We start from the raw sequence: 18,282 nt of genomic DNA, 5'->3' as shown, positions 1-18,282 counted from the left end.
GCCCTCATTACTTCAGATTGGCACCTCTGGTGAATCGTGCTTATTTTCCGGCCTGTCTTTTTAATTCTCCCGCAATGATGTTTCGTTGAATTTCAGATGTACCTTCGTAGATCTTCGTAATTCTCGCATCTCGGAAATAACGTTCGATCGGATAATCTTTCATGTAACCGACCCCTCCGTGAATCTGAACAGCCAGGTCGGCCACCTTATTGTAGACTTCGGACCCGTATAGCTTTGCAATGGCTGCCTCTCTTACAACCCGCTGCTTTTGATCGGTCATCCAAGCCACTCTGTACGTTAACGAACGAAGGGTTTCAATTTGAACGCTAATATCTGCTAACATATGTTGAATGGCTTGCTGGTCGAATAAAGGCTTTCCGAACTGTTTTCGTTCGAATACATACTCCATGCAATGTTCAAGAAGCTTTACGCAAGAACCGAGATTCCTTGCAGCCAGACCCGCTCGACCATTTGCCAAGATCTTCAGGGCATTCACGTACCCTTGCCCTTCTTCTCCGAGCACATTTTCTTTTGGCACTTCCATGTTTTCAAAAAACAACTCGGCTGAATGAGAGCCTCTTAACCCCATCTTTTCTTCGACCGCACCAAGCTGAAAACCAGGAAAATCTTTTTCAACGATAAAGGACGTAATTCCTTTTGCCCCTTTTGTTGGATCGGTAACCGCCATCACCGTAAATACGTGACCATCCACCGCATTGGTAATGTAATGTTTTGAGCCGTTAAGGATGTACTTGTCCCCTTTTTTCTCTGCTCTCGTTTTTAAGTTGGCCGCATTCGATCCTGCACTGGGCTCCGTCAGGGCAAACGCTCCAATCCATTCTCCCGTCGCCATCTTCGGTAAATACCTCTGTTTTTGTTCTTCTGTTCCGAGCTCTACGATCCCAACCGAGCCAATACCGGTATGGGCGCCAATCAAGGTGGTGTATCCGTTATGTGTTTTTCCCAGTTCTTCGTATATGGCACATTTTCCGATCATGTCGAGCCCGAGTCCGCCGTATTCTTCAGGGATACTGATACCAAACAAACCTAATTCTTTCGACTTCTCTTTTACGATTTCAGGGATTTCATTTGATTGTTCGATTTCCATTGCCACCGGCTCGACTTCCTCTTTTACAAACTTTCGGACGCCTTTACGCAAAAAGTCTATATCTTCCGTTAATGAAAAGTCCATGTCTCTCTCCCTCTCTATCCATTTTTAAGACACACAATCTACTTGATCATAAATTAATGCAATATTCATGCCACGATCAAAAACCGACGAATGGTGCACGTTCTTGAACATGGCTAAGGTTATGCAATCCACTTGGGTATCAATTGATTCATTATTGAATTATTGTGATGACTCGCTTCTGAATCTCTTGCTCATAAAAGAAGCACCTGCATCCCGCAGGTGCTTCTTTTATGCTTTTGGTCCTCCCGCTACATAAAGGACTTGGCCGTTTACAAATGAAGAGGATTCTTCGGCGAAGAAGACGGCAGCATTCGCAATGTCTTCTCCTTTTCCCGTTCGACCTACAGGAATGCGTGCTTTGCTTGCCTCGATCAAAGTCTCAAAGTCGATTCCTAATCGGTTAGCGGTTTGTTTGGTCATATCCGTTTCTATAAATCCCGGGGCAATGGCGTTTGCCGTAATCCCGTATTTGCCCAACTCCAGTGCCAACGTCTTTGTAAACCCTTGGATACCGGCTTTAGCCGTAGCATAATTGGCCTGTCCTTTATTGCCGAGGGCAGAGGTAGAGGAGAGATTAATAATACGTCCGTATCGTTCTTTGACCATATATTCTTGAACCACTTGGCTGCAAAAGAAGGCTCCTTTTAAATGGACGTCCATCACATCGTCCCAATCGCTCGTTCTCATTTTATAGAGCAAATGATCTCGAATGATGCCCGCGTTATTCACTAAAATATCAATCTGCCCGTAGGTAGCTACAATCTTGTCACACACGCTTTGGATCTCGTCTCGTTTACGAACATCAGCCTTAAAAACAAGCGGACCGTCTTTCGATCCATCTTCAAATTTGCCAGCGTCATTGTCATAGTCTGCCACGCATACTCGGGCTCCCTCAGAAAGAAATCGATTCACAATCGCTCGACCGATGCCTTTACATCCCCCGGTAACGAGTGCCACTTTACCTTCTAATCGTCCCACGTGAAACGCCCCTTTACATTACTTTCCGACAAAGTTGGCTTTTCTTTTTTCGAGAAAAGCTTGCGTGCCTTCGTCCTTGTCCTCAGATGAGAATAAGATTCCTTGTGCCAGCTTTTCAATGAGAAGGCCTGTTTTCATATCTGCTTCAGAACCGGCGTGCACGGCAATCTTCGCCAGTTTTAACGCTAGTGGTCCTTTAGAAAGCATCTGATGCGCAGTGACCATGACAGTCTCCAACAGTTGATCCGGCTCGGCGATTGAAGATACAAGGCCAATTCGTTCCGCTTCTTCTGCGCCGATAATCTTCCCAGTCAAAATAAGTTCAAGGGCTTTTCCTTTCCCCACAATGCGTACTAAACGTTGTGTTCCACCTGCACCGGGGATGATCGCCAAGTTTAACTCCGGCAAACCCATCTTGGCATTGGTTGATGCCACTCTGATGTCACAAGCCATGGCAAGTTCACAGCCGCCACCCAAAGCAAATCCATTAATCATGGCAATCGTCGGCTTATCATACGCTTCAATTTCATCGTACACTTCCTGCATTCCGCCGGCTTTGAACACGTCTATCGTTGATTTCTCCTTTAATTGAGCAATGTCTGCCCCGGCAGCAAACGACTTTTCCCCTTTTCCGGTAAACACCACGCAACCAACAGAGCTATCATCGTTTAATTCTTTTAACGCAGCAGAAATTTCTCCTAACGTTTCTTTATTCAAGGCGTTTCGCACTTCTTCCCGGTTGATTGTAATAAACGCTACCCGATCGTCTTTGATTACTTCGATATTTGAAAACATCATTCATCACGCTCCTTTTTTTGATTGCCAATTTCTTCTTCGACCAATGACCTCTTTAACAACTTTCCTACCGTGTTCTTTGGAAGGGCATCTCTGATCTCGAAGTCTTTCGGTACTTTATACCGAGTCAGGTTTCTGTAACAGAACCCTTTCAATTCTTCCACATCGGCAGTGGCCCCTTCCCGCAACACGATAAAGGCTTTGATGACTTCCCCTTTCTCTTCGTGAGGTATTCCTACAACAGCAACTTCCTTCACATCTTGGTGTTCGTATAACACATTTTCGATTTCCCTTGGATACACGTTAAACCCGCCAATTAAAATCATTTCTTTTTTCCGACCGACAATGTAAAAATAGCCATCTTCGTCCATCATGGCCAAATCTCCCGTATAAAGCCATCCATTTCGTAACGAATTCCCCGTGTCGGCTTCGTTGTTCAAGTATCCCTTCATAATCTGGGGACCTTTAATAATCAATTCACCAACGCATTTCGGTGGCAGTTCCTGATTGTCATCATCTACAATTCTGCTTTCTGTGCCAGGTAACGGCAGACCGACACTTCCAATTTTTCTGACCCCTTCAGCAGGGTTACGGTGAGTCGTAGGTGACGCTTCAGACATACCAAACCCTTCACCAATCACAGCACCTGTTAACGCTTCAAACCGTTTAATGATCTCAACCGGGAGCGGTGCCGACCCGCTAGAGCAAAACTTCAAACAATCAAGTCCGTACTTTTCCACTTCCGGATGCATGACGAAGGCCGTGTACATACCGGGAACACCGGGAAAATAAGTCGGTCTGTAAGTCTTGATCCATTCCAAAGCTCTTTGAATCTCAAACTTCCTCATGAGCAAGATCGTCGCGCCGATCCGGATCCCCAAATTCATCCCGGCTGTCATGGCATATACATGGTAGAGAGGGGTTGCCACCAGGAACACTTCTTTCCCTTGTTCCATGTTGCTTCCATACATCGTAAAGCTCTGCTCCACATTTGCTACCAGGTTGTAATGAGTGAGCATCGCGCCTTTCATCTGACCTGTTGTGCCACCGGTGTATTGAATCACGGCCACATCTTCTTTTACATCGATCTGTGTATCATGAGAGACGCTTCCCCCTTCATTGATTTGCCTCTCCAAACTGAAGAGCTCCTCGGTATCTTCGCTTTTGTCCGGCGCATCAGAGACAATGATGGTTTCGATCGCTTGAAGACCATGAACATGAAGAACGGTATCCAGGTTTGTTTTTGAAACGACAATACGCTTGATTTTGGCGCTATGAATGATTTGGACAAGCTCTCTAGGTGTATAATTCGGGTTGATCTGCACGACAGTCATCCCCAAAGCCTGTGCTGCATAAAAACAGACAATATAATCGGTCTGGTTAGGCAGCATAAGACCGAGCATCTCTCCTTTTTTCATTCCGAGCTTTCTCCAGGAATCGGCCAATCGATTAACCTGATCGAAAAGCTCACCATATGTAACCTTTTCTTCGTCAAAGATTACAGCTATTCTCTTCTCGTTCGTCTTTACCGTTCTTTTCAGCATGTGGTAAAGGGAGTCTTCAGGCACGTTCAGGCTTCTTGGAATGGCACCTGCGTCCTCACTCACTTGATGTGACATCTCTCTCACCCCTTCTCTTAATCGATATGATGCAGTTCTTTCACACCTCTCATTTTAAAAGGACATTCGTTCTACTTTCTATATAGATGCAATACTCATGCCAATTTTTGTGAACAACGATACTCTCCTGTTTTCAATGCATCTGGTGATTTAACCCCCCATACTCTATGTTTTAGCCCTACTGTTAAAGAGGAGTGTTGATACGAAAACAACTTGGTCATTCATTAATGAATCAAGAAAAGAGGACCTAACGGATAGGACCTCTTTCAATTCCTCTTTATTTGCCTGTTTTGATGTTATACTTCTTCATTTTCCTTACGATCGTCGGCTGACTCGTTTCCAGCTTATCTGCTATTTCATACGTGTTCGTAAATTCTTTTGCCGCTGACGCCAGCACCTCTTTTTCAGCACGTTCGACTGCTTCTTTTAGGGTCATTGACGATGAACTGCTCGGGACCGGGATATCACCTGTGGTCAAGTATTCTTCCGGGAGGTGTTCAATATCGATCATCTGCCTGTCCGTGACGAGCACCAATCTCTCAATCAAATTGGACAGCTCTCTTACATTCCCACTCCATTTAAAGGAAACAAAGAAGTTTTTCAATCGATGACTCATCGTCTTTGATAAATCATATTTTTTGTTCACTTTATTCAAGAACATGTTCACTAATGGGACAATGTCGTCTCTTCGCTCTCTTAACGGAGGAATTTGAATCGGTATCACATTGAGACGGTAATACAGATCTTCTCGGAACGTTCCTTCTTGTACCATCTCTTTTAATTTACGGTTTGTAGCGGCGATCACTCGAACATTTATTTTCTTGGGCTTCGTTCCCCCTACCCGCATAATCTCTTGTTCTTGCAATGCTCGCAACAACTTCACTTGGAGTGACAAAGAGAGTTCGCCAATTTCGTCCAAGAACAAAACACCTTTATCCGCCAGTTCAAACATTCCTGCTTTTCCGTTTTTACTAGCCCCTGAAAACGCGCCTCCTTCATAGCCGAACAACTCGGACTCGAGTAGCTCCGCAGGAATCGCACCGCAGTTGACTTTAATGAAATTCCCTTCTTTTTCTCTGAAACTGTTGCTGTAAATGTATTTGGCGAGTACGTCTTTCCCTACACCCGTCTCTCCTAAAATCAGAACCGTAGCATCCACATTCGAGATCCGGTTGGCCATCTCGTATATGAGTCTTACTTCTTCACTCGCCAAAACGATGCCACCGTCATCTACTTTTTTTCCTTTCAACGTTTCCAGCTCTTTTTTATACGTCTTGTTAAGCTCCGTCGCTTTACTGAGAGCCGCTTGAAGCTCATTGAGCTCCGTTAAGTCTCTGGCGTTTGTTACGATTTTTTCGATTTCCCCTTTGGCGTTAAAGACCGGATTCCCCGTTATGAGCATCTCTTTGCCTTCGTAGTTGGATTGGACAAAAGAGACCGTTCTTTTTTTCTTTAGTACATGATGAGTAACCGAGTTTTTCAATATGCCTCTCTTGATCAATTCGTCGACACGCTTACCAACGAAGTACTCTTTAGGTATTCTTGTGACCCGTTCGATCGCTTTATTCGTTTTAAGGGTCATGCCGTGTTTGTCCGTAATATAAATCACGTCATACGAGTTGTCGATAATCGCGTCCAACTCTCTGTTCAGCTCCTCCGTCCTCTTCAGACGACTCACAAGTTTTTTTACCCCCGTTGACTGCACGCCGATATACAAAAACTCTTTACGCGGGTGGTCCATCACCTCTTTTTTAATAAAAAGGTATGAAGACCCGTCAATCAGAATATGCAGGATCTCCCCTTCGAAATAATTCTTTATCTCATTTGCTTCGATGCTTTCTTCAAGTTTGTTTTGTTGGTTGATCTCGATCAGTTGGTTCAGTTCGTCATTCGCATTAATAATCCGACCGTCCTGATCACCAATGAACGATGGAAAGGGTAAAAAATTTAAAAGTTCCTCGCGACTAATATCCTGTAGTTCCACGTACGGCACCGCCTTTTACCCATAATATATTTTGATATTTCAGATAATTAAATATACATTGTAACCGATATCATTTCTTTTTATTGTATCATTATTTGACAAGGCTTTTTGGGCAGCTTTGAAAAATGTATTGAATTAATGGTTTACTAGCTAACTTCGGTAAAGCTGAAGCTAACTCCACCAAATGAAAAATATCTCCCTTAAACAAGTCCTGGCTCCCAACAAAACAAAGGTTTCTCCCAAAAAACAGTAGAGTAGTAGGACGAGGGCTTTCGCCCTCGGATCTCTCGTCAAACCGGACGTGCAGCTTTCCCGCATCCAACTTTCTCTTCGTCAGTTCCCCATCTCCGGGAGTGAGTAATTCCAGGCTGTACTTTACCTGCAGACCTTTCGGATTCCCCTTCACAGGAGACACCCTGTCCACCCTTTTCTTTCGAGGGAGGATGTCCCTTCGTCTACAGTACTTTAAAGGGTTAAGTTACTGAGTGGATCTTTACCCACTTGGAATGTGTGCCTGCGGGCCACACCAAAAACCCCACCCGTTGTTTTGGGTGAAGGTTAGGTAATGATTTATTTACAGCCTTTAAAGATCAGCCAGTAAAACCGGCTAACCTTCTAGCATACATCATATTATAATAACGTGCATTATACAGTACTTTTCTTTCTCCAATTTTAGAACCTATATTATCATTGGGAGAGCGGTTATTCATCTCGATTATCCAAATTTTTTTATTTTGATCAACACCAAGGTCAATTCCGTAAAACCCCATATTGTGTCCTGACTTATCAACCTTTTCTGCCGCAAGTATAGCGAGTTCAGACATTCTTTTAATAAAACCTGCCGCCTCTGTTTCATCTAGATTAAATGCCTCCATCAGCAGCTCAGTACCCCGGTATACCTTTCCTCCTTGAGAACGGTTACTTACAATATTCCCTCTGGCTCCTTTTCTCCCGAATATAAACAGACTATTCCAGTGTTTATCCTGATCTTTTACCATTACGACGCGGAAATCGACTTGATGCCCGGGAATAATATCTAAATTTAAGTTACGTTGAATAATAAGCCGGCTTCTTTTATAAATTTTTTTAACAAACCGATGTACCTGCTCCGAATTCTGAAACTTATATTTTTTTGTATTATTTCCCTTTCCCGCCGAAATCGTTATACCATTATCCTGCCTGTCTATTTTTAAAATCCTTTTCCCTTTTTTTCCCGATAATGGCTTTAGGTACGCTGAGGATCCTTGTGTAAAATGCAGGATATCCATTGTACTTTTGTAAACCTTTGTTTCAGGGAGGTGATTATTAATCTCCGGAAACTTCTTCAGCATTTTATACATCTGCCATTTATTAAAATGGGTTGAATTAAAGATTTTCCCTTTCAACACACTTTCCAGATAAAATAGGTTTTTCTTTGAAACATATGCTCTGTTAATAATACTGGCTGGGAATGAGTAGTTCCCGGCTACCCATTTTTTTGTTTCCGGATTGTAAAGGTACCCTTTTATCCGCCTGGCTTTCTTATTCACTCTATCCATTGAAAAAACTAAAATGGCTCCTTTGTATGCAGCGTATTGATTAACATAACTCTTTAGCATCATTAATTTTCTCTTTAGGTTTCTTTCACGAGTAGAAGCCAGTATACCAATATAAGGTCCTAAAATAATACTATCACGCACCTTTTCTATGGAATATATTGGATACACAGGGAGGTTCAGAGTATCCGCAATATCCCCTGAAACGTTAACTGTTTTTATATCATCTGATTTTTTTATGATGACAGGTAGTGATTTTATTCCAAAACTAATGCGCTTCTCACAATTAACTCTTATATTTATCCTCTCTGCTAACAGAGAAGGTAACGTAACCGCTCCACTGGTTTTATTATCTCTTACTACTTTACATTCCATTTTATCACTCACTTTCAATGATACTAACACGTTTACTTGCATCATATGTAGGTCTCATATTAAAGTGAGGTTATTTCCATTTTTTGGTCACTATCTGCCTTTAAAATACGTGTATGTCCTCTTTTATCCTGGTAGCAGCATCCACACTTTCGTATTCGTTGGGTCTGAAAGAATAAAGAGAGATATCTTTTTTATCATTATTAAGTAAGGCATCCAGACAAAACCAATTCTCTTTCATATTAATAATTGAGTAGTAAAAACGGGAGGAATAGAATGAATAGGACGCCAATAAGATTTTCTAAACTTAGTATGCAGGAAATTCTTTCTCAAAACAGTGTGGTAAAAGAAACTCTGCCTGATACGAAAAGACTGACCCAAAAAAACTTTTGGGCAATGTTAAATCAATATAATGTTATTGTTTTAAAAAAAGAAAACTACGGTAAAGGAATTGGGATATTAAAGGTAAAAAAATTGGGAGAAGACAAGTATGAGGTTCACCGTGAAGATGAAAGAAGAGTATTCACTAATAAAGGTAATCTCTACTTCTTTGTAATTGATAATACAAAGGGAACCCAGTATCTCGTTCAACAACATGTTGCTTTGGCTAAAATAAACGACTCACCTTTTGATATTCGAGTGATTGTTCAGCGGAAATTCGGTACTGATAATTGGGTAGTCACTGGTAAATATGCAAAAGCATCTGCAAAAGGATTTTTCAAAACGAATTTAGCTGCAGGCGGAAGAGTATTTCCTGTTGAAGAAGCAATAAGGTTATCGACCATTGATGAAAAAATTGATATTTCAGCACTTCTTTCAAAAATTGATAAAGTCAGTCTTGAAGCCACAAAACAAGCATGTGCTACAAAGAAATTTAAGAACTGGCTGATTTGGGGAATGGATGTTGGAATAGAAGATAATGGCCGGATCTTTTTCTTCGAAGCAAATGAGGTGCCTGGAACTAAAGGGTTCAACAGATTAAAGGACTCTTCAATGAGAAGACGAATTAAAAAGATAAAAGCCTATAATCGCAAAATGAGAAGGAGAAATAGAAAAAAACGCAAGTAATAGTAGCAGTCATAACTAAAAAGCTACTGTTGTATTCTAACAAAAAGGCTCCCAACCAAAAATGGTTGAGAGCCTTTGAAGTGTTGATAATTAACGCTTCGAGAACTGAGGAGCACGACGAGCTGCTTTAAGACCGTATTTCTTACGCTCTTTGATTTAACTATTTAATACGAAGAAATTGAGAATAAAATGATTAGCGAAAAGCCTTATTTTATAGGGCTTTTTTGCATTCAATATAAATGAGCAAAATATCCTTATTTATGTTTCGTGGTCAAAACGTGGTCAAAGAAATGTTCTCGATTAATTTAACAACCACTAATTTCAATTTGACCACGGTATTCCTTCAAATATAAAATCAGTATCTATTTTATTATATAAATACCTTTCTAATTCCATCATAAGAAATTCCTCACTATATTCTCCTGTTCCCAAGTCTACATCTCTTAATAGAGCAATGTGTTCAATCTCAAATTTCCCCTCTCTTAATAAAGATCCAATATAATTTATACGATAAAGATTTTGTACATGAAAAGATTCATGACTCGCAACGTATTCAGAATTAATAATTACCGGTAATTCTCCACTGACCTTTATTCCCTTAATCTCATTTCCGATATCAACATCTGGAATATTAAACCGCTCATCTCTTTTCGACATGTTTTCAATTTGATTTACTATCCAAACTTCTAATTCTTTAGTATCTAAAGTACCTGTTAACGGTATTCTATTACTATTAATCTCGCCTGGAAAGTCGATATTTAACCTTATTATTTCCGTCCCCTGTGTAAGAGGTCTTATTTCAATTTCCTTCTTCTCCTTATCGTAGGGACCCCCTAGTATAAATTCGGTTTTTGCCTCGTATTCTTTTTGTTGAATCTCAAAAGATTGCAAAGCAATTTCATTTGCTTCCTTTGATATTTCATAAGCCTTCCAAGAAATAATTACAGGAATTATAAATGCAATAAAAACGGCAAAATTTCTAATCACCTTCTTATTGATAAAGTTCAATAGTATACCCCCTATTTCTATTTTCAGACGAGTTATTATATAGCTAAGGTTAAAGAAAGAAAAATGACACCCAGGTGCATAATCTAGGTGCCACTTGATATGTCTACTTTTATATTACGCTGAAATCTGTATTGAGAGAAATATAAGGTTAGTTGAATATATTATATCCTCCCCTTAATTCCTTTTTACTCTAAGACTGTTTTAGACTTCCCTGCCATAACCTCGCTTCCAGCAAGTATTGAATATTTCATCTCACTAGCAAATGCAGTTTCTATAGCTGCCTTTTCTTTAGCTTGTACAATCGGATCATCAATCTTGTTATCACCTTTAACTTCAATGATAAGCCATTTGCCATCCTTTTTTTCGATAAGGAAATCTGGGTAATAACTTCTTACTGTATTGGATTCAGGATCGATGTATTGAATAAAAAATTCAGATTGGCCATGAGTAAGCATTCCTGTGAAATATACATTATTAATCTCATCACTCTTGATTATATCCTCGAAGAATTTCTTCTCTGGTTTTGAGTCAAAGCAATAAGTATCTAAATGGAACGACTTATCAAATAACTGGCTGAAATTTTCATCATTAACTTCTACAACTAAGTTAGGATTTGCTGACATCTCATAATACCCCTGCTTTGGCTCTTTAACTAATTCGATTTCCTTTTCCTCTACTTTTTCAAAACTCTCGATGTCATACATTTCTTCGAAAAGTCGTGGTATTATCCAGTCGTATAACAATTCATTGTACCTGTTCACATAAGCAAGAATTTCATCGAAGCTTTGCTTAGCCTTCATCAGAATTTTGTCTAGTTCAATACATGAATAGTTTAAGTAACGAGCAATCTCAGCTACGAGAGTTAATCGACTAAACTTTCTAGTTTCTCGTTGATCTGAAAGATCGTTCTCATTTTTTTTATTTTTAATTATAACACCCTTCACAAGCCCTTTTTGTTCGATGTGTTTTAGCTTGTACTTTTCTAGATCGACCTTTTCAAATTGAAAATCAATAGTTTCTGAAACCTGTTTTTCTTTTGCTCTGTGTAGCTTGCTCTTTCTATTAACTTTCACTTTTACCGGTGGCGGAACCAACCTTATTTTATAGCGCTGGCTTTTACTATCTCCTTTTAAATCTTCAACGCTCACTCTGAAGTTTTCTTGGAGTTCATCATGCAGAATTGACATATTCTCTTTAGAAAGGTATACACTTGCTGTCTCTTGAAGATTCCCTATCGCCCTCAAACACCTCATTGTTGCTTGTAGTACAAAGATTTTCGACCTAGGTTTTCGATAGAGAGCCACTCCGAATAAGGACCGACAATTCCACCCTTCCCTTCCTTTGTTCACGAGTAGGATGATTTGTTTTTCGGAGTTAGGACTATCCAAACGATTAAATTCACGTATATCGTCGTTTGTAGTTAGCTTGGAATCACCAACGTTTACGAGAATTTTTTCATTCGATATATTCAGCTCATGGAGAACTTGCTCAACTGCTGGTTTCAATTCATTTTCGATCTCTTCGATTTTACTTCCGAAGATCGCCAACTTAGGTAATAAACCTTCACGTCGGTTTTCTCCATACTTCTCCCAGAAATCCTTAATTACTATACGAAGAAATTCAATTGTCTTCGCATTTGAATATCCATTCACTGTTACTTCCTTCAAATATTTTTTATCAATAGCTTCTTTCAATCCATATGCATAGACAACTTCAGGAAATATCTCCTTCCCTACATATGGTGTACCTGTATAGTTGTAACAACCTACAACACTTGTTCCCGAGGCTTCCAATGATTTAGAGAGCTCATTAATAGTAATTCTCAAACTCGTTTTTGCTTTCTTTAATCCCATGTCCTTTGCCAGTGCATTTCCAAAGGAATGATGAGCTTCATCTACATATATTCCTAACTGTTCAAGTCGTGTTAACTTCAAAAAACGCTGGTTTTCAATCAACTCATCTTCATCCTCTGGTTGATCAAATCCATAAAGATCTAGAGCCTTATTATATACAGAATCTCGATCAAAAGAAGGCGTACTAAAAAGCTTGTCTACCACACTCTTTTCTTTACGCTGCCGCTTTAAAATAATCTTCTGTGTATTAGAGATAATGATATTGAATTTCGAACGATCGATTGTGTTTAATGTTGTAGCTGTATCCTCAAGAAAATGTATTTTCAAATGTGTATCAAGCCAATTTAGGTACTCAGATGGAACGACTTTACTACGATCAAAAGTCTGAATTTCTTTTAAAGATTGGAGAACTGTTTTATCAGGAGCAAACACTAAGGCATTATGGCAATACTTTTTATCTTTTGGAAACTTGTTTGCAAGTAAAAACTCGTAAAATATACACGTTGCCATTAAGATTGTTTTCCCTGTTCCCATTGTCAGTGCAAAAATATAGTTCGGATACTCTTGAGCAAACTCTTCTGCATACTTTTTCATACGAGAAAAAACAGATTTATACTGATCTTCGTTAATCCCGAATAAAGTCATCTGTTCATCTGTTCCTAAACCATAATCACGCCTTTTTTCAAAACCGTTTTGCTTGTAGTACCAATCATTAAAGATTTGATATACTTGAGCATTGTTTAAATATTCTTTAAGAAAGATGTACATTTCTAATGCTTCAAATTGGGGTCCTCGTAAAAAAGAATTAGCATTATCGGGATCATTATAGTCCAGAAACTTTTTTGAAAGTGTACGGTAACGCCTACGGATCGTTCCTTTATTTTCCTCATAAAACTGATTCAAGTAATTAAAGAAAGCAAAATCTAAGGCAAAGTCCTTTTTGTTAGACATTTTCAACACTCACCTCTAACGATTCTGACAATAAATCGGTGATTTTTACCCTAATCGTTCCAGCTTCTTCCGGGACTTTATAAGTACCTTCAACAAACTTATTTTTTCCAGGTATATCGACAATACTCGGCTCTATCACCGCACCATCATAGTTCCAATCAATCATGACCGATTCAACTAACTCGTGCCAATCCTTTACATTTTCTTTCATAATGCTTAACTTTTGTAAGAGATTCAACGGATAGAAATTTTTAATCACTAACTGTCCGTCCTCAATTGAAATATCAGCTTCAGCATCTCGCCTAAACTCCAAATTAGACTTATCCCTTAAAATATCAACGACTTCTACATCTAGTTTATAGCCAGCCTCTTGTTCTAACGCCGCTGCAAGGTCTGGGGCATGACCCATACACACGAGTAAGATTCTTTCCACAGGCTGATTCGGATGTTCTTGTTGACGTTTTTCAAACAGTTTATAATCAAAGTCTGTTATTAAATTGTTTAAGTCTGCTTTGGTAGCAATGCGATTAACAGGCATCACCTTTACCATTCGACCATCTTTTTCTCCATCAAAAATAGTATTAGTTTTAATTTCTTGTGTTTCTAAAGCTTCTAATATTACTCTTTTTGCTTCTACTTGATTTCGAAATATTTCGTAATTGTTAACATTATATATAGATAATCCTGTATATAACTTTTCGCAGTCTTCTGGAGTATCGTCTAATTTCCCGCCATTGTTTTCTATTTCTTTAGTTAATGAGAGGAGTCTCTTAGTCACAGTCTGTATTGATCCAAGATTAATATCGTTTCCAAGGAATTTCCTTCCTAACTTCAGCGCTGCAGTTTGAGTAGTACCTGATCCCATGAAACAATCGAAAACAATATCGTCTGGATTAGAGGCTATTTTTATTATTCTTTCTAATAATTTTTCGGGCTTTTGAGTTGGGTACCCAGTTTGGGCTTTTGATTGTGAGTTTTCTGGAGAGATATCTGTCCAAACATCATCTACCAGAGTTCCTTTAGCTTCGTCTAAATAATGTTTAATTCTATATCCACCATTCGACGTTATGTACAATTTATTATCTCTTTTAAGGTTTTCAACAGTTTTAGGTGTAACATCTCCTAAATAACTATCCTTAAATTTTCTTCCGTCTTCATCCTCATGTTTATATCTTTCTAGCATACCTTTACTCATCTGAGTATAAGTAGGGTTATAAATATAATTGTTTTCACTTTTACTATAATAAAGAATATCTGCATGACTTCGACCTAGACTCTTTTTTCCTTTATAACCACTAGAAGTCATTGTTCGCCAAGTGATCTGTGCTTTAAAACAATCTGGCCCAAAGATTTCATCGAGGATGCTTCTTAAATGATGACTTTTTCGCCAGTCACAATGAACCCAAATGCTTCCATCAATAGATAGCAATTCCTTCATTAACATTAAGCGTTCATACATAAATTGCAAATAATCATCATTGCTCCAAATATCAGTATATTGTTTTTCTTCAAAAGAAGTGTAATTATTATTTGCACTAGCTCCATTTAACGTAATCGTCTTTTTATAATCAGCCTTTGAATCGAAAGGAGGATCAATATATATTAATTTTATTTTTCCTCTGTACTCCTTTAATAAGTGACTCATTACCTGTAAATTGTCTCCCCAAAAGATTTTGTTTAGCCATCCATTTACTGGTTCACCATGTGTCTCTTTTAGTTGAGCCGGATAAAACTGTGTTGAACGAAATGGACGTTTTCCCTTCCAGTTTAGCATTGGGTACCCTTTAATAGGTTCAAATGCATATTTTTCAACATTTGTTTCCTCGTTTTGGGTTAAATTGATTTCACTCATGGTTAACACTCCTTATTACAGCTTCTGATCACAATAAAACCGCATATCACAGTTTCGGCAATGTTTTTTAGGCCGCTCTTTCACGGTATAATCTTTCTGTTCAATTCGTTCTACAATGTCATCGAATGTAGAAATAGTTTTTTCAATTGCCTCTGTATCCTTCGAAAACGTTACATAAGGTACACTATCGTCTTCCCCGGTGTAATACAAATGCATCTTGCTTACTTTTTGTCCAGTTCGTTCCTCGACTAAATGAGCATACACTTCAAGTTGGCGTTTATAATGATACATTGTATCTTTTTCTTTTACCAAGTCTGGCTTTTTTTCTGATTTAAAATCGACAATTTCAACCGTATCATTCTCACCTTTAATCAAATCAATAGTGCCTTTTAGGATATAACCATCTTTTACTAGTGAAACGTCAACTTCTGCCTCTTTAATATGAGACCAATAATTGTTTTGCCGCTCTACATACCTTTCAACTTGTCCTAGAGCAGCCTTTTTGATTTGTGGAGCGAGATAGATCCGTTCTTTTTTTACCAGGTTATTATAATTTGAATTAAACCAATCTTCAACGTTGTCACTTGATATCTTTCCTTCCTCACCTCGCAGAGCTGCTTTATGGATATCCTCTATAGTCTGGTGAACAAGCGTTCCAAATAGCGTTGCCCCCTGTCGGACCGGGGAGAATTCCAGATCTTTGTAAAATTTATATTGGAGCGCACACGTTTCAAAAATATTAATGTGCGATGTGAATGAATATTCCTTCTTAATATTTACATCCTTTACTCTCTCTAACCTTAAACCATAAATACCGTCTAAGCCTCTCCAACTTTTCAAATGTTGGTAGGAGTCAATAAAACTTTTCGATGGAACATTCCTTGTACCACTGCCACTTGCTTTATTTTCTTGACAACTCAGCACTAACAAATTCTGTGAACGAGAAAACGCGGTATAATAAAGCCTCCAGAAGTCATAATACTTTGTTCGTTCTAATGGTTCGAACGGCTCTTTATGGTAATAATTTTGCTGTAATATCTCATCTAGGTCTGAGTATTGTTTTCTAGGTGTAGACTCAAGTGACCCAACCACGACAACTGGAAACTCTAAACCTTTGGATTGGTGGATTGTTAAAAATGACACACAACCACTTGGCGCATATTCCGAATCGTCTTCATATTCATTAATCCCACCATTGATCAAGAACCTTAAATACTGATTAATGAACGTACGCAACACTTGGTTAACATTAACTGGTGTTAATACAGACACCCGATGTAAGTATTCAAACTTTGTTAGCAACTGTGAAAACAAGGAAACATTCCTGACAGCTCTATTATCACTAACTTTCTCTGCATCAGACTCTAAGTAGCGGCTAAATAGATCAAATTGAAGTAACTGATAAAACAACCCTGCAAAAGCATAATCGGTATTATCACTTAGATTATAGTGATTTTTCGCCTTATTCCTGGCCCATTTAAGCAATTTTTCATTCCCTGGTTTGCGTAGCTCGTCTACAAATTCTTCAAAACATTTATCATACATTTCCCACTCCTGCAAATATGCATCATCACTCCACTTCCTCACTTCGGGAAGCTGAGGAAATAAAAACAGAAAAGCGCCAATTAAAAGCCTGATTTCTTTACGATCAAAATACATACTCGATCTTGGGGAATAAACCGGAATATTCCTTTCCTCTAAATAATTGGCTAACCCGATAGTCTTAGAGTTCTTAACAGATTTAAACAGAAAGGCCACTTGGTTCCAATCAGTAAGTTTCCCTTTCTTTTTTAGCGAAGTTAAAAATAGGTATACTTCTTCATACCAATTATCTAACCCATCGGAACCAGAGCACTTAATGACAGTCGGGCATTTAGGATGCTCCCCGTCTTTTGGTTTAATCTTTTTATCAAAACGAAAAGTCTTACCTCCGTAGTGCCAGCTCTGTTGCTCCATCCACTCATTGTAATATTGGATGATTAATGGATGTGAACGATAGTTTATTGATAATTCAATTTGCTTACAATCTCCCTTTGAAAACCTTTTAGGAAATTCCAAAATATTTCTGATTGTAGCTCCTCTAAAACGATAGAGACCTTGATCATCGTCTCCAACTACACATAAATTGTGTTTTTCTGCTGCTAATAAAAAGATTATCTCTTCTTGGATCGCATTAGTATCCTGATACTCATCGATCATTAGATAATGTATTTTTTCATTTAAGCCCTTTCGAACCTCTGGGTGATTTTTTAACAACTTGTATGTTTCCAGTTGGATCGTTGAAAAATCTAGTGAATTCTCTTCTTCTAGGTGTTGTTGATATAGCTCATAACATTTCCCTAAGGCTATAACTTGAGGATCTGGAGAGCTTTTTAGATCTTTGATGTCCAGCATTTCCTCACTAACTTTATTAATCCACTTTACAAGGTTCTCAGCCTTTCTCCACCTAGACTGATCACCCAGTATTAAATCAGATCCGATAATCTGATCATATTGATGTACCTTTTGATAAATAAAGTATTGTTGATCGAATTGATCCATCAAAATATAATTCTTTTTTAATCGAGTAAATTCACGATTTTCTTCAAGTAAACGCAAACAAATTGAGTGAATAGTTCCTAGGTACGTTTCGTTTAAATTAAACTTAATGTTCCCTTCATGCAGCCTATTGGAGACACGCGTTACTAATTCCTTTGCGGCTTTTTCAGTAAAAGTAGCAACCAGGATGTTTTCTGCTTCCACCTCTTTTTCAGTTATCAAGTGGTATATTCTTTCTACCAAAGTAAATGTCTTTCCCGAACCTGGACCAGCTATTATTAAAACTGGCCCTTCAGTGGTTTCAACGGCTTGTTTTTGATGTAAATTAAGGTTGTTGCTAATCATAAAATCCTCCTGTTGAGGTTTAGGCCCGTAAATGCTCCTTCCCCCAGTTATTTTGCTTGAGGTATCTTATACATTTTGCACCAGGCTAAATATCCTGCTATTAACCAAAAATTGGCGGTAACTATCCCCTCTCACCTTACCTGAATTTTAAGAATAATTAAATGGTTTATGTTCAATTAATTAGATGAATAG

The 18,282-nt window shown here is 38.7% G+C and carries 11 protein-coding genes and 1 pseudogene; 1 reads left to right on the top strand and 11 read right to left on the bottom strand.

What is annotated here, in order from left to right; translation table 11 throughout:
• Positions 1–40 precede the first annotated feature (40 nt).
• The 6 genes from EBO34_RS19020 to EBO34_RS18990 all read right to left on the bottom strand — a co-directional run bounded on the left by EBO34_RS19020 (position 41) and on the right by EBO34_RS18990 (position 8,523).
• On the bottom strand, positions 41–1,192 hold the full coding sequence (locus EBO34_RS19020) for an acyl-CoA dehydrogenase family protein (protein WP_122901606.1): 1,152 nt from the start codon (positions 1,190–1,192) through the stop codon (positions 41–43).
• Positions 1,193–1,420: 228 nt separating this feature from the next.
• On the bottom strand, positions 1,421–2,170 hold the full coding sequence (gene fabG, locus EBO34_RS19015) for a 3-oxoacyl-ACP reductase FabG (protein ID WP_122901604.1): 750 nt from the start codon (positions 2,168–2,170) through the stop codon (positions 1,421–1,423).
• 18 nt (positions 2,171–2,188) lie between these two features.
• Positions 2,189–2,968, bottom strand: a complete 780-nt coding sequence (locus tag EBO34_RS19010; protein ID WP_122901602.1) for an enoyl-CoA hydratase/isomerase family protein — start codon at positions 2,966–2,968, stop codon at positions 2,189–2,191.
• Positions 2,965–4,584, bottom strand: a complete 1,620-nt coding sequence (locus EBO34_RS19005) for a long-chain-fatty-acid--CoA ligase (RefSeq protein ID WP_122901600.1) — start codon at positions 4,582–4,584, stop codon at positions 2,965–2,967. The genes EBO34_RS19010 and EBO34_RS19005 overlap by 4 nt, the downstream gene beginning before the upstream one ends.
• 277 nt (positions 4,585–4,861) lie before the next feature.
• Positions 4,862–6,568, bottom strand: a complete 1,707-nt coding sequence (locus tag EBO34_RS19000; protein WP_249414155.1) for a sigma-54 interaction domain-containing protein — start codon at positions 6,566–6,568, stop codon at positions 4,862–4,864.
• 590 nt (positions 6,569–7,158) lie between these two features.
• The gene (locus EBO34_RS18990; protein ID WP_122901596.1) at positions 7,159–8,523 is read right to left on the bottom strand and encodes a YheC/YheD family endospore coat-associated protein; all 1,365 of its coding nucleotides are present in this window, start codon (positions 8,521–8,523) and stop codon (positions 7,159–7,161) included.
• A gap of 228 nt (positions 8,524–8,751) precedes the next feature.
• Between EBO34_RS18990 and EBO34_RS18985 the strand changes: the two genes are divergently transcribed.
• On the top strand, positions 8,752–9,543 hold the full coding sequence (locus EBO34_RS18985) for a YheC/YheD family protein (RefSeq protein WP_122901594.1): 792 nt from the start codon (positions 8,752–8,754) through the stop codon (positions 9,541–9,543).
• Between the two features lie 90 nt (positions 9,544–9,633).
• Here the strand turns inward: EBO34_RS18985 and rpsI are convergent.
• From rpsI to EBO34_RS18960, 5 genes and pseudogenes are all read right to left on the bottom strand, one after another.
• A pseudogene (gene rpsI, locus EBO34_RS18980) lies at positions 9,634–9,699 on the bottom strand (30S ribosomal protein S9); the annotation flags it as partial.
• Positions 9,700–9,864: 165 nt separating this feature from the next.
• Positions 9,865–10,551 (bottom strand): hypothetical protein, encoded by a 687-nt coding sequence (locus EBO34_RS18975; protein ID WP_122901592.1) that lies wholly within the window; start codon positions 10,549–10,551, stop codon positions 9,865–9,867.
• Positions 10,552–10,736: 185 nt separating this feature from the next.
• Positions 10,737–13,355, bottom strand: coding sequence for a TnsA endonuclease N-terminal domain-containing protein (locus EBO34_RS18970; RefSeq protein ID WP_122901590.1), 2,619 nt, complete (start codon positions 13,353–13,355; stop codon positions 10,737–10,739).
• On the bottom strand, positions 13,348–15,207 hold the full coding sequence (locus EBO34_RS18965; protein ID WP_122901588.1) for a site-specific DNA-methyltransferase: 1,860 nt from the start codon (positions 15,205–15,207) through the stop codon (positions 13,348–13,350). The genes EBO34_RS18970 and EBO34_RS18965 overlap by 8 nt, the downstream gene beginning before the upstream one ends.
• Before the next feature lie 15 nt (positions 15,208–15,222).
• Positions 15,223–18,090 carry an ATP-dependent helicase gene (locus tag EBO34_RS18960; protein WP_122901586.1) on the bottom strand — a complete coding sequence of 956 codons (2,868 nt, stop codon included), beginning with the start codon at positions 18,088–18,090 and terminating at the stop codon, positions 15,223–15,225.
• Positions 18,091–18,282 lie beyond the last annotated feature (192 nt).

The sequence above is a fragment of the Alteribacter keqinensis genome (assembly GCF_003710255.1).
Lineage (GTDB): Bacteria > Bacillota > Bacilli > Bacillales > Salisediminibacteriaceae > Alteribacter > Alteribacter keqinensis.
Note: the sequence above shows the minus strand (reverse complement) of the source record. Positions and strands in the feature narration are given on the sequence as shown.